A 12594-nucleotide genomic window follows, 5' to 3' on the forward strand; every position below is an offset into this window, starting at 1 on the left:
AGGACCGACCGTGTACAGCGCCATCGCGCGGAACAAGCGCAACACGTGGTTCATCCTCATCGGCTTCGTCCTGGTGCTGGGGGCGATCGGATGGATCGCCGGCTGGCTCCTGGGCAACAACTGGTTCGTGACCGGGTTCATCCTGCTGTTCGCGGCCGGATACGCCACCGTGCAGTACTTCTTCGCCGACCGGGAAGCGCTCGCGATGGCGGGAGCAGTCGAGGTGTCGTCGCACGACGCGCCACGATATTTCCGGCTCGTGGAGAACCTCTGCATCACGACCGGAACGCCGATGCCGAAGCTCTACGTGGTCGAGGATGCCGCCCCCAACGCGTTCGCGACGGGGCGCACGCCCGAGAAAGCGGCCATCACCGTCACCACGGGACTGTTCGAGATCATGACCGATCGTGAGCTCGAGGGAGTCCTCGCGCACGAGCTGGGCCACATCCGGAACTACGACATCCGCGTCTCGCTCATCGTCTTCGGTCTCGTCGTGGCCGTCGGGATCCTCGCCGACATCATGCTGCGTGCCGCGTTCTTCGGCGGGATGCGGCGCGGAGGCGGCAACAACGGGCAGGCGCAGCTGCTCTTCATGATCTTCGGCCTCGTCGCCGCGATCGTGGCACCCCTTCTCGCCGGGGTCGTGCAGGCGGCGATCTCGCGTCAGCGCGAATACCTGGCGGATGCCACGAGCGCCCTGACCACCCGCGACCCGGACGGGCTCGCGTCGGCTCTGGCCAAGCTCTCCCAGGAGGGGAGGCCGCTGCAGCGGGAGAACACGTCCATGGCGCATCTGTGGTTCGCGAATCCGCTCGCGCCGAAGGCCTTCGCCAAGATGTTCGCGACCCACCCGCCGATTCCCGACCGCATCGCACGACTCCATGAGATCGGCGGCTCCTTCTGAGGTGTCAGAAGCCGCTGTGGGCTCAGAAGGCGCGAATCACCAGCTGCGCGCCGTCGAAGGTGATCGCGCCGCGCATCATCCAGTCGTCGGTGCGGTAGGTGCGCGGTTCGTCGCCTTCCCGCGCCTGGCCGCGGACGGTGGCGACGAGCACTCCGTCGGAGGCGACGAGGACGCCGTCGACACCGAGGTCGGCCACGCTCGGGTAGGCATCGATGCGGTAGTCGATCGACGCGATGGACGTGAAGTCGGCCGGCCACGGAACGTCGAATCCGCACGAGGCGGGAACGCTCTGCGCGGAGACCGTGCACGCTTCGGCCCACGCATCGACCGCGCGTTGCACGGCGTCGACGGCCCCCGCGGCGAGTTCGGTCTCGACGACGACGTGCACCGTTTGCTGCGGGGTGATCACGGCATCCGTCCGACCCGACAGCACCTCTTCGGGAACGGCGACGACGGGGTAGACCGCCGGAAGCACGTCGACGACGGTGTCGGCCTCGACCACCGCGTCGCCCATCGTGACGGCTGCGCCGGGAGTGGTGGATGCCGACAGCTCACCGAGGTCGTCACCGGCGACCTTCCAGCCGTCGCTGTCGCCGATCACGGCGAACTGCAGCGGCCGGCGCTCCCCGGCGAGCTCCGCCGAGGCGGTCACCGCGCCCTCGTCGCCGTCCACGACCACATCGTCGATCCGCGCGTCGACGATGTGGTCCGCGCCCGCGAACGCGTCGATCGCGAGCGGCGAGAGCGATCCCCTCCGAACCTCCTGGATGGTGTCGATGTCGCCCTGCTCGAGCGCGGTGAGGTAGACCTGCGCGATATCCCGCGGGGCCGATGCCCGATCGGCGGTCGAGGTCCACCACCACACCATCGCTGCGGCTCCGAGCACCACGGCGACCGATGCGACGACGACCGCGACGCGACGGCTCACGAGGCGACCTCGGCCGGCGCATCGGGCTCGGCGGGAGAGAGGGCTTCGGGGCCGATCGGTCCGGCATCGTGGCGGGGTGCGCCGCCGAGCATTCGAGCGATGTCGTCGGTCGCATCACCCCAGTGCGAAACCGAGACGGTCTCCAGACCCTGCCAGGAAGCAGCGGCGCGCAGCCGATCTGCGACCGCCTCGGCGGCGTCGCGGGGGGCGCCGTGCTCCCACCAGGCCGACTGGACGAGCAGTCGGCCCGTCGGTCGGTCCGCCTTGAGATCGACGCGCCCGACGATGTCGTCGCCGACGAGCACGGGCAGGGAGTAGTAGCCGAACCGGCGGCGGTTCGCGGGGGTGTAGATCTCGATCCGGTAGGAGAAGTCGAACAAGCGCTCGGCGCGGTCGCGGAACCACACCACCGGATCGAAGGGCGTGAGCACGGCCGCGGCCTCGACGTGCCGCGGCAGTCGCGCGTCGCGATGGACCCACGCCTTGGCGGGACGCCCGCCCGAGGTCCAGCCCTCGACCCTCACGGGCGAGAGGTCGCCCGCATCGACGAGGTCGCTGACGGCGGCGAGGATCGCCCTGCGGTCGCGGATGCGCCAGTAGTCGGCGAGATCGGCGACGGTCGCGACCCCGTATGCCGCCGCGGCTCGACGGACGAGCTCGCGGATCGCGTCGTCGCGGGGCACGGGAGTGCGTGCGTCGTCCGGGATCACCTGGGAGGCCAGGCCGTAGCGGCGTTCGAATCCCCGGCGTCCGGCGATGGCGACCTCGCCGTACAGCCACAGGTACTCGAGGGCGGACTTCACCTCGTCCCAGTCCCACCAGGGTCCGCGCCGGGACCGGTGGGCGTCTCGCTCGATGTCGGCCGGACGCAACGGTCCGCGGGCGGAGAGCTCGTCGCGCACCCACGACACGGTCTCGGCGTGGCGCCGCGTCCAGCCGTCGGGGGCGTCGTACTTCCGGCGCAGCTCCCGCATCCGGAAATCGAACAGTCCCCAGTCCGCCGCGGGGATGAACGCGGCCACGTGGGCCCAGTACTCGACGAAGGGCGCCCGCCGCGCGAACAAAAGCCGATCCAGGTCGGCGGTCTCATAGCTCCCCAGGCGCGAGAACAGCGGCATGTAGTGCGATCGCGCGAAGACGTTCACGGAATCGATCTGGAGAGTGCCGAGGCGGCGGATGGTCGCACCGAGCGTGCGCACCCCCGCGCGGCCGTCGACGGGGCGCTTGCCGAAGCCCTGGGCGGCCAGCGCGATCCGACGCGCTTCCGGGGCGCTCAGCGTCTCCTTCACCCGGTCAGCCTAACGGCCCCCTCCGACGCGGCCCCGGCCTCGCGGGGACCTAGACTGGCGTGATGAGCGGTCCAGACGACACGTCCCGTGGCTCGTTCTTCTCCGCACTGCGCGATCGCACCCGCATCGTCTCGGGAGAGCTGAGCGAGCAGGTTCCGCGTGGGCTGCGTCTGACAGCGGAGTACGCGTGGCGCTTCCTGCTCATCGCCGCCGCGATCGGCGTGCTCATCTGGCTGATCATCCAGTTGAAGCTGCTGGTCATCCCCATGATGGTGGCCATCCTCGTGACGGCGCTGCTGTGGCCCTTCTTCTCCTGGATGATCCGGCACCGCTTCCCGCGCTGGATCGCCATCGTCATCGCGCTCCTGGGCACCTTCGCCGTCGTCGCCGGCCTCGTGTGGCTGGTGACCTGGCAGATCTCGCGCGAGTGGCCGTCGGTGCAGCAGCGTACCGTCGAAGCGGTGGGGGAGGTGCGGGACTATCTCGTTCAGGGTCCCCTGCACCTGACGGAGCGGCAGATCGACGATCTCCTCACCCAGGCGGGAACATTCCTGCAGCAGCAGGCCGAACTGCTCTGGTCGGGAGCCCTCGCCATCGGCACGACCGTCGGACACGTGGCGACCGGTGCCCTCCTGGCCGTCTTCATCCTCATCACGCTGCTCGCCGACGGCGCCGGCATCTGGCGCTGGACCACGAAGCTGTTCCCGAAGCGCACGCGCGCGGCCGTCGACGGAGCCGCCAGGGCGGGGTGGGTCACCGTCATCAACTACGCCCGCACCCAGCTGCTGGTCGCCACGATCGACGCCATCGGCATCGGAGTCGGCGCCGCGCTCCTCGGGGTGCCGCTGGCGATCCCCATCGGCGTGCTGGTGTTCCTCGGCGCGTTCATCCCGTTCGTCGGAGCCGTCGTGACCGGGGCTCTCGCGGTCTTCCTCGCGCTGGTCTACAGCGGTCCGTGGATCGCGCTGTGGATGCTCCTGGTCGTCCTCGGGGTGCAGCAGCTCGAGGGTCACGTGCTGCAGCCGCTGCTCATGGGGTCGGCGGTGAAGGTCCACCCGCTGGCGGTCGTCCTCGTCGTGGCCGGCGGTGCGATGATCGCCGGCATCCCGGGTGCTCTGTTCGCGGTGCCGCTGGCCGCGTTCGTCAACGTCGTCGCGGTCTATCTTGGCGAGCGCGCCTGGGAGACCGGCGCCGATCCGCGTGTGACGGCGGATCTGATCTGGACCACCGTCCCGAGAACGAGGAGGACGCGCGCGTGAGCGCCCCCACCATCGAAGACTTCGCCGATGCCGCCGCCACCCTGGACGGCGTGATCACCCGCACCCCGACGGACCGCTCGCAGTTCCTCTCCGACCTGCTCGGCGTGCCGGTGCATCTCAAGCTCGAGAACCTGCAGCGCACCGGGTCGTTCAAGATCCGCGGTGCCACCTACCGTCTGTCGCGCCTGAGCGAGAAGGAGCGCGAACGCGGTGTCGTCGCCGCCTCGGCGGGCAACCATGCGCAGGGGGTCGCGCTCGCGGCGCAGACCCTGGGCATCCCCGCGACCATCTTCATGCCGCTGGGCGTGCCGGTCCCGAAGCTCCTCGCCACCCGTGGCTATGGCGCCGACGTCGTGCTCGAAGGGGCCACCGTCGAGACTCCACTGCGCCTGGCCGCCGAGTACGCCGAGCGGACCGGCGCCGTGCTCATCCACCCCTTCGACCACCGAGACGTGATCGTCGGCCAGGGAACGCTCGGGATCGAGCTCTACGACGAGGTTCCCGATCTCGAGACGGTCGTGCTCGGCATCGGCGGCGGCGGCCTCCTCGCCGGCGTCGCTGCGGCCGTGAAGGCGCGTGCGGCGGCCGACGGTCGGCGCGTTCGCATCGTCGGCGTCCAGGCGGAGAATTCCGCCGCGTATCCCTCGTCGATGGCGGCGGGCAAGCCCCTCGAGGTCGCAACGCGACCCACGATCGCCGACGGGATCGCCGTCGCGCGACCGGGGGACCTGCCGTTCGAGATCATCCACGACCTCGTCGACGAGGTCGTCACCGTGACGGAGGACGACATCGCGCGCGCACTGCTGGTGCTGCTCGAGCGCGCGAAGCAGGTCGTCGAGCCGGCGGGCGCCGTCGGTGTCGCGGCGATGCTCGCGGGCAAAGTCACCGCGACCGGCACCACCGTGACGGTGCTCTCCGGCGGCAACATCGATCCGCTGCTGCTGCAGCGCGTCGTCGCACACGGGCTCGCGGCCTCGGGGCGCTACATGAGCCTGCGGATTCCGCTGCCCGACCGGCCCGGCCAGCTGGCCAAGGTGTCCGAGCTGCTGGCGCTCGCCGGGGCCAATGTCATCGAGGTGCTGCACACCCGTCACGGTCAGGGACTGCAGATCTCCGAGGTGATCCTTCAGCTCAGCGTCGAGACGCGCGGCGAGGAACACCGCGCACACGTCATCTCCACGCTCGAGCAGGCGGGATTCACCGCGACAGTCGTCCCCGATTGAACGCCGAACGGGCCGCATCCGCGCACACGCGCGAAGCGACCCGTTCGGGGCAGGCCGCTCGAGGCCGCCCGGGATTCACTGACCGTCGTACGTCTCGACCTTGACGATCTCGACGGCGATCTCCTTGCCGTTCGGGGCGGTGTACGACACCTTCTCGCCTTCCTTGCGGCCGAGGATGGCCTCGCCGAGCGGGGAGACCTCGCTGTACACGTCGAGCTCTGTGCCGCCGGCGATCTCGCGGTTTCCGAGCAGGAACGTCTCCTCGCCTCCGGCGATGACCGCGGTCACGACGGTTCCCGGCTCGACCACGCCGTGACTCTGGGGCGAGTCGCCGACCTTGGCGGACTTCAGCAGGGACTGGAGGGTGCGGATGCGCGCCTCCTGCTTGCCCTGCTCGTCCTTCGCGGCGTGATATCCGCCGTTCTCCTTGAGGTCGCCCTCTTCGCGCGCGGCCTCGATACGCTTGGCGATCTCCTCGCGACCGGTGGTCGAGAGGTGTTCGAGCTCGGCCGTCAGTCGGTCGTGCGCCTCCTGCGTGAGGAACGTCACCTGGGCATCGCTGGACACGTCACATCTCCTTCGGTTCGGATGGGACTGCTGGTTCGGACCGGACTGTCGAACGAGAATTCCGGTGCGGGTAACCGAAACGCCCCGGGCATCGGCCGGGGCGTCAGTCGTCTGTGTCTCGACAGACTACGTCACCCAGCACGTGTTGACAAAACCGGTGGTGGCTTCGCCGACGGTCGGGATGTCCTCCCGAACGGCGACCGAGTGCCGTTCGGACGCGGGGTACTGCACGATCTTCCATCCGACGACGCCGTGATCGGGATCCCGGGCCTCCAGGGCGCACGCCACGTCGCGCCCGGCGGGCGCGGCCATCTGGAAGCTGAGGGTCACCGAATGCTCGTCGACGACCTCGAACGCGACCGTCTCGACCTCCACGTCGTCGAGGACGTTGCTCACCGCACCCCAGGCGATCGCTCCGGCCAGGAGTGCACCGACGCCGATGGCGACACCGGCGACGACGCGTCGTCGCGCGGAAGGCGTGCGACCGTACCGGTCGTCGAGCTGCTCGGGGGTCGTCATGCGGCACTGCTCCGGAAGATTAGGCTGAAGACCAGGCTATGCGCTCCGGCGCGGATCGAGGAAACATGCACGATGCGCTCGTCGCTCTGGCGACCGCGACACCCACGCCGACCCCTGCCGAGCTCGTCGACCCGGATCTGGTGACGCCCGGCCCGTGGGGCTTCCTCGTGTTCGCACTCCTGGGCGTGGCGGTCATCGTGCTCATCACCGACATGCTGCGTCGCATCCGTCGAGGACGCATCCGGGCTGACATCGACGAGCAGCTCGACGCCGAGCAGGCGGCCGCCGACGCACGGGCCGGCGGGGAGCCCGCTGCACCCGATGAGGATGGCCCGGTGAGCAGCGGAGACGACCCGGCCGAGCCGCGCCGCTGACGCGGGGAGATCAGCCCGCGTGATAGGCGGGCTGCAGGGCGATGAGCAGGCACGCCGTCCAGTGGCACAGGAACGCCAGCACGGTGCAGACGTGGAAGATCTCGTGGAAGCCGAAGTGACCCGGCCACGGGTTGGGGCGCTTGAGCGCGTAGACCACGGCGCCTCCCGTGTACAGGAGGCCGCCGACGATCACGAGGATCATCATCGCCGGGTTGGCCGCGAAGAGGTCGACGATGTACATCACCGCGGCCCATCCGAGCACCAGGTACAGCGCGACGTACAGCCATCGCGGTGCGTCGATCCAGAAGACGCGGAACAGGATCCCGAGGATCGCCCCTCCCCACACGAGGGACAGCAGCAGCACGGACTTCGACGTCGGCAGTGCGAGCACGGCGATCGGCGTGTAGGTGCCGGCGATCAGAAGCAGGATGTTGGCGTGATCGATGCGCTTGAGCGTGGCGCGCATGGTCGGCTTCCACGAGAAGCGGTGGTACAGGGCCGAGTTGCCGAACAGCAGCAGCGACGTGGCCATGAACACCGCGGACGACCACTTCGCCGGTGCTCCCTGCGCGAGCACGATGAGAACGATGCCGGCGGCGATCGCGACGGGGAAGGTGCCGGCGTGGATCCACCCGCGCCAGCTGGGCTTCACCTCCGTCTGGGCGCTGAGGGCCGTCGCCTCGAGGAGGGGGAGCTCGGGCATCTTCGCGCCCTCGTCGGACACGATCGTGCGCTCTCGGCGGGCCATGATCCGAGCGTACGCGTCGGAGTATGCCGCCGGGCGCACGCGTCACCGGACCGTCTCGGCTTCGGGACCGGCGGTACGTTAGGGAGGTGACGCAGATGAAGCAGGGCAGGGGACCGCTGTATCGCCTGTACATCGGCCGGCTGCGCCGCAGTCTCACTCCGGAGACGGTGCCGCACCACGTCGCGATGATGATCGACGGCAACCGGAGGTGGGCGCGTCAGCTCGGATTCGACTCCGCCGCCCATGGGCACCGCGCCGGAGCGGCGAAGATGCGCGAGTTCCTGCGCTGGTGCGACGACATCGGCGTGAGGGTCGTCTCCCTGTACCTGCTCTCCAACGACAATCTGCGCAAGCGCGATTCCCAGGAGCTGTCCGATCTGGTGGAGATCATCGCGGAGCTGGCCGAAGGGCTCTCCCGGGAACGGGACTGGCGGGTGCAGCACGTGGGTCGATCCGAGAATCTGCCTCCGGACCTCGCTCGTGTGCTCGCGGACGCGCAGGCGCGCACGGTGGAGCATCGAGGTCTCCACGTGAACCTCGCCGTGGGGTACGGCGGGCGCGGCGAGATCGTCGACGCGGTTCGCAGCCTCATCTCCGCCCACCACCGCAGCGGCGGTTCGTTGGAGGATCTCGCGGAGAGCCTCACTCCGGAGCAGATCGGGGAGCACCTCTACACGGGCGGACAGCCCGATCCGGACCTGGTCATCCGCACGTCGGGCGAGCAGCGTCTCAGCGACTTCCTGCTGTGGCAGTCCGCGCACAGCGAGTTCTACTTCGTCGAAGCGCTCGGGCCCGACCTGCGCGAGGTGGACTTCCTGCGCGCGATGCGCGACTACGCAGAGCGCGATCGGCGCTACGGCAGCTGAACGGATGCGGCGTCACGTCGTCGCATCCAGGAATTCACTCCGGCGTAACGCGCGGACAGCGTGTCGGGATGGCGTGTCGCCGTTCGCGGTCGTAGCTTCAGAGCATCGGGCAAGGCGCCCGGTCGAGTCGGCCTCGAAGGATCGCGACTCGTGACCCACGGTCGACTCGAGTTCCCGGGTACCGGACCCGGAGCGGGGAGTGGGTTGTGACCGCACGAGCACCACACATGCAGCGCCGACAGGACGAGGGCACCGCGGGTCTGGGGGAGGCGATCCCCGACGACCAGGACCAGGCGCTTCGCACCTACGTGCTGGACACCTCGGTTCTGCTGAGCGATCCACGGGCCATCTCGCGGTTCGCCGAGCACAATGTCGTCATCCCGGTTGTGGTGATCTCCGAGCTGGAGGGGAAGCGCCACGATCCCGAGATCGGCTACTTCGCCCGGCAGGCGCTGCGCCTGCTCGACGACCTGCGCACCGATCACGGCCGGCTGGATTTCCCGATCCCGATCGGTGAGGGAGGCACGCTGCGTGTCGAGCTCAACAACACCGACGCCGCGGTGCTCCCGTCCGGTATGCGGATGGGCGACAACGACTCCCGCATCCTCGCGGTGGCGATGCACCTGTCACAGGACGGCACCGAGGTGGTGGTCGTCTCCAAAGACATGCCCATGCGGGTGAAGGCCGCCTCGCTCGGCATCAGCTCGGAGGAATACCTCGCCGAGCAGGCCGTCGACTCCGGGTGGACCGGCATCGCCTCGATCGACGTCTCCGGCGATGACATCAGCGACCTCTACGAGAGCGAAGTGGCCGTCAGCGACGACGTCGTGGGCCTCCCGGTGAACACGGGCTTGATCATCCACTCCGAACGCGGCTCCGCACTCGGGAGGGTGACCGGAGACGGCTCCTACCGGCTGGTGCGCGGTGACCGGGACATGTTCGGCCTGCACGGTCGATCGGCCGAGCAGCGCATCGCGATCGACCTGCTGATGGATCCCGACGTGGGGATCGTCTCGCTCGGTGGCCGCGCCGGCACGGGCAAGTCCGCTCTCGCGCTGTGCGCGGGCCTGGAGTCCGTCCTGGAACGTCAGCAGCAGAAGAAGATCATCGTCTTCCGGCCGCTCTACGCCGTCGGCGGGCAGGAGCTGGGCTACCTGCCGGGCGATCAGGGCGAGAAGATGAATCCGTGGGGTCAGGCCGTCTTCGACACCCTCGGTTCCATCGTCTCGTCGAACGTCTTCGACGAGGTGGTCGAGCGCGGGCTCCTGGAGGTGCTGCCGCTGACCCACATCCGCGGTCGCTCGCTGCACGATGCGTTCGTGATCGTCGACGAAGCCCAGTCTCTGGAGCGCAATGTGCTGCTGACGGTGCTCAGCCGGATCGGGCAGAACTCCCGCGTCGTGCTCACCCACGACGTCGGGCAGCGTGACAACCTGCGCGTCGGGCGCCACGACGGCGTCGCGTCCGTGATCGAGACGCTGAAGGGCCACGACCTCTTCGGACACGTCACGCTCACGCGTTCGGAGCGCTCGGCCATCGCTGCGCTCGTGACGGAGCTGCTGGAAGCGGGGGAGCTGTCCTGACGGACATGAGAGGACTCTCATCGGCCTTTCCTCCGGCTCTCATCTGAGAGCGGGAGCATGGAAGATGCCACGGTCCCCCCCCCGCCTGGCACCTCAGCCCCCGGCGCCCCGCGACGCCGGGGGCTCTTCCGCGCCGGTGGCTATTCCCACCGGTAGCCCGCGCCGCGCACGGTGGCGATGTGGTGGGCGCCGAGCTTGCCGCGGAGGTAGCGCACGTAGACGTCGACGACGTTGGAGCCCGGGTCGAAATCGAGTCCCCAGACCCGGCTGAGGAGCTGCTCGCGGCTCAGCACGTGACCAGGACTGCGCAGGAATTGCTCGGCGAGCGCGAACTCTCGCGCCGACAGTTCGACCTCTCGGCCGCCCACAGTCGCCCGGCGACCGAGGATGTCGAGGGTCACGTCGCCGTGGGACACCGACGTGCCGGCGGGCGCGGCGTGTTCGCGCAGCCGGGAACGGATGCGTGCGAGGAGCTCGTCGAAGGTGAACGGCTTCGGGACGTAGTCGTTCGCGCCGGCGTCGAGTCCGTCGACGGTGTCGCGTGTGCTCGAGCGCGCCGTGAGCATGATGACCGGAACCGCCGAGCCGTGGCCGCGGAGGCGGCGAAGCACCTCGAACCCGTCCATGGACGGCAGGCCGACGTCCAGCAGTACGAGCGCCACATCGTCGTCGAGCGCCCGGGCGAGCCCCTCGGCACCGTCTTCGACGACGGCCGTCGCGTAGCCGGCCGATTCCAGGCCGCGCCCCACGAACGAGGCGATGCGCGGTTCGTCTTCGATGATGAGGATCAGGGTCACGACGAGGCCTCTCTCTGGAGCACGTCTCCGGCGCGCACGGGGGCAGGCAGCTCGGAGGTCGGGGACGGCAGGTGGATCGTGAAGGTCGCGCCGCCGCCGGACGTGTCGGTCACGACGCATCGACCCCCGTGGCCCTTCGCGATCGCATCGACGATCGCCAGGCCCAGTCCCGAGCCTCCCACGGCGCGGGATCCGTGGGCGCGATCGAAGCGCCGGAAGATGCGGTGACGCTGCGCGCGGGGGATCCCCGGCCCGTGATCGCGGACCCACAGGCGAGCACCCGACGGCTCGAGGGTGCTTCCGATCTCGATCGGGGTGCCTTCGGGGGTGTACTTGGCGGCGTTGTCGGCGAGCTGCAGCCACGCCTGCAGGAGTCGATCCTTGTCGCCGACGACCTTCCCCCGCGCCGTGTGCTCGATCTGCCAGTGGTGGCCGGGGATGACGGCGACGAGTTCGCCGACGCGTGCGGTGAGGACCGCGAGGCTGACGGGTTTCATCTCGAGCTCGTCGCCTTCGACGGTCGCGAGGAGATCGATGTCGCTGACCAGGCGGGTCATGCGGTCGAGCTCGGCGATACCGATGTCGCGCGTCGCGACGACGTCGTCCCGGTCGTCCGGGTTCATGACCTCCAGGTGCCCGCGCACGATCGTGATCGGCGTCTTCAGTTCGTGCCGCACATCGTCCAGGAGCTGACGCTGCACATCGACCGAGCCTTCGAGGCGATCGAGCATCTCGTTGACGGTGCGCGTCATGTCCGAGATGTCGTCGTTGCCCTGCGGACTCAGGCGGGGTGACAGGTCAGCCAGGGTGATGACGCCGGCGGCATCCCGCAGGTGCCGGATGGGGGAGAGCAGCCGTCCGGCCACGAACCAGGCGACGAAGCCGATCGCGACGACCACGGCGAGCGCGACGACGCCGAAGGTGATCATCGAGGCGATCACGGGCTGCAGCTCGGCGTCGAGGTTGACGGCACGCACGTAGATTCCCGACGAGGAATCCTCGTCGAGCTCGACGGGGATCGCGATGTATCGCAGTGTGCCGCGCTCCGTGGACACGGTGCCCAGGACGGTGCGGTCGGATTCGTCGACCGCAGCCACGACGGCGTCGACGAGTTCGCTGTCGTCGGCGATGTCGAACCCCGACAGCGTCGTGGGGCGATACTGCACCTCGCCGTCGACGATCGCGGCGGAGCCCTCGTTCCGCGCCGGCACGAGGCGGGCGACCGCGGTCTGCAGGTATTCCTCGACCGAGGCGAAGTCCTCCAGCACGAGGTCGTCGTCGCCGCCGTCGGATGCCGGAGCCCCGGCGCTCTCGTCGGTGGTGACGGCCACCGTGCGCAGCTGCTCGACCTGCGTGCGCAAGCGCTCGTCGACGGTGGTCAGCGTGCGTTCCCGCTGCGCGAGGAACGTGACGCTGCCGACGACGATCAGCCCCACCGCGGCGACGGCGACGATCGCGCCGAGGATGCGCGCTCTCGCCGACAGGGGGCGTGGCAGGGACGACATCCCTCGATTATCGCGCCGAGGGGTGCCGGCGG

The 12594-nt window shown here is 69.5% G+C and carries 13 protein-coding genes; 6 read left to right on the plus strand and 7 right to left on the minus strand.

The genetic code is table 11. The annotated features are described in order from the left end of the window. Nucleotides 1-10 precede the first annotated feature (10 nt). Nucleotides 11-904 carry a M48 family metalloprotease gene (locus ACGG9C_RS03315; protein ID WP_071042872.1) on the plus strand — a complete coding sequence of 298 codons (894 nt, stop codon included), beginning with the start codon at nt 11-13 and terminating at the stop codon, nt 902-904. 22 nt (nt 905-926) lie between these two features. Here the strand turns inward: ACGG9C_RS03315 and ACGG9C_RS03320 are convergent, their stop codons facing one another. Both ACGG9C_RS03320 and ACGG9C_RS03325 read right to left on the minus strand, forming a co-directional pair. Further along, on the minus strand, nt 927-1832 hold the full coding sequence (locus tag ACGG9C_RS03320; RefSeq protein ID WP_194384956.1) for a hypothetical protein: 906 nt from the start codon (nt 1830-1832) through the stop codon (nt 927-929). Next, a complete protein-coding gene (locus ACGG9C_RS03325) occupies nt 1829-3121 on the minus strand; it encodes a winged helix-turn-helix domain-containing protein (protein ID WP_194384957.1) in 1293 nt (430 codons plus the stop codon). Before ACGG9C_RS03325 ends, ACGG9C_RS03320 begins: the two co-directional genes overlap by 4 nt. A gap of 62 nt (nt 3122-3183) precedes the next feature. On the opposite strand from ACGG9C_RS03325, the gene ACGG9C_RS03330 reads away from it, so the two are divergent. Together ACGG9C_RS03330 and ilvA are read left to right on the plus strand one after the other, a co-directional pair. Further along, complete coding sequence (locus ACGG9C_RS03330; RefSeq protein WP_071042875.1) at nt 3184-4380, plus strand: AI-2E family transporter; 1197 nt, start codon at nt 3184-3186, stop codon at nt 4378-4380. Further along, the gene (gene ilvA / locus ACGG9C_RS03335) at nt 4377-5603 is read left to right on the plus strand and encodes a threonine ammonia-lyase (protein WP_071042876.1); all 1227 of its coding nucleotides are present in this window, start codon (nt 4377-4379) and stop codon (nt 5601-5603) included. Before ACGG9C_RS03330 ends, ilvA begins: the two co-directional genes overlap by 4 nt. Before the next feature lie 75 nt (nt 5604-5678). On the opposite strand, the gene greA is transcribed toward ilvA, so the two are convergent. Next, nucleotides 5679-6170, minus strand: a complete 492-nt coding sequence (gene greA, locus ACGG9C_RS03340) for a transcription elongation factor GreA (RefSeq protein WP_071042877.1) — start codon at nt 6168-6170, stop codon at nt 5679-5681. 126 nt (nt 6171-6296) lie between these two features. Then, complete coding sequence (locus ACGG9C_RS03345) at nt 6297-6689, minus strand: DUF4307 domain-containing protein (RefSeq protein WP_194384958.1); 393 nt, start codon at nt 6687-6689, stop codon at nt 6297-6299. 65 nt (nt 6690-6754) lie between these two features. Between ACGG9C_RS03345 and ACGG9C_RS03350 the strand changes: the two genes are divergently transcribed. Further along, on the plus strand, nt 6755-7063 hold the full coding sequence (locus ACGG9C_RS03350; RefSeq protein WP_071042879.1) for a hypothetical protein: 309 nt from the start codon (nt 6755-6757) through the stop codon (nt 7061-7063). A gap of 10 nt (nt 7064-7073) precedes the next feature. On the opposite strand, the gene ACGG9C_RS03355 is transcribed toward ACGG9C_RS03350, so the two are convergent. Then, nucleotides 7074-7766 (minus strand): hemolysin III family protein, encoded by a 693-nt coding sequence (locus tag ACGG9C_RS03355; protein WP_083336367.1) that lies wholly within the window; start codon nt 7764-7766, stop codon nt 7074-7076. 140 nt (nt 7767-7906) lie between these two features. Here ACGG9C_RS03355 and ACGG9C_RS03360 point away from each other — a divergent pair, with 140 nt between their 5' ends. Then, nucleotides 7907-8677, plus strand: coding sequence for an isoprenyl transferase (locus ACGG9C_RS03360; RefSeq protein WP_194385469.1), 771 nt, complete (start codon nt 7907-7909; stop codon nt 8675-8677). Between the two features lie 227 nt (nt 8678-8904). Beyond that, on the plus strand, nt 8905-10260 hold the full coding sequence (locus ACGG9C_RS03365; protein ID WP_071042882.1) for a PhoH family protein: 1356 nt from the start codon (nt 8905-8907) through the stop codon (nt 10258-10260). Between the two features lie 140 nt (nt 10261-10400). Here ACGG9C_RS03365 and ACGG9C_RS03370 read toward each other — a convergent pair whose 3' ends face one another. Both ACGG9C_RS03370 and ACGG9C_RS03375 read right to left on the minus strand, forming a co-directional pair. After that, nucleotides 10401-11057, minus strand: a complete 657-nt coding sequence (locus tag ACGG9C_RS03370; RefSeq protein ID WP_071042883.1) for a response regulator transcription factor — start codon at nt 11055-11057, stop codon at nt 10401-10403. After that, nucleotides 11054-12562 (minus strand): HAMP domain-containing sensor histidine kinase, encoded by a 1509-nt coding sequence (locus ACGG9C_RS03375; protein ID WP_071042884.1) that lies wholly within the window; start codon nt 12560-12562, stop codon nt 11054-11056. Before ACGG9C_RS03375 ends, ACGG9C_RS03370 begins: the two co-directional genes overlap by 4 nt. Between the last annotated feature and the right edge of the window lie 32 nt (nt 12563-12594).

This window comes from Microbacterium sp. MTN4-26 (assembly GCF_042846595.1).
GTDB classification, from domain to species: Bacteria; Actinomycetota; Actinomycetes; order Actinomycetales; family Microbacteriaceae; genus Microbacterium; species Microbacterium luteum.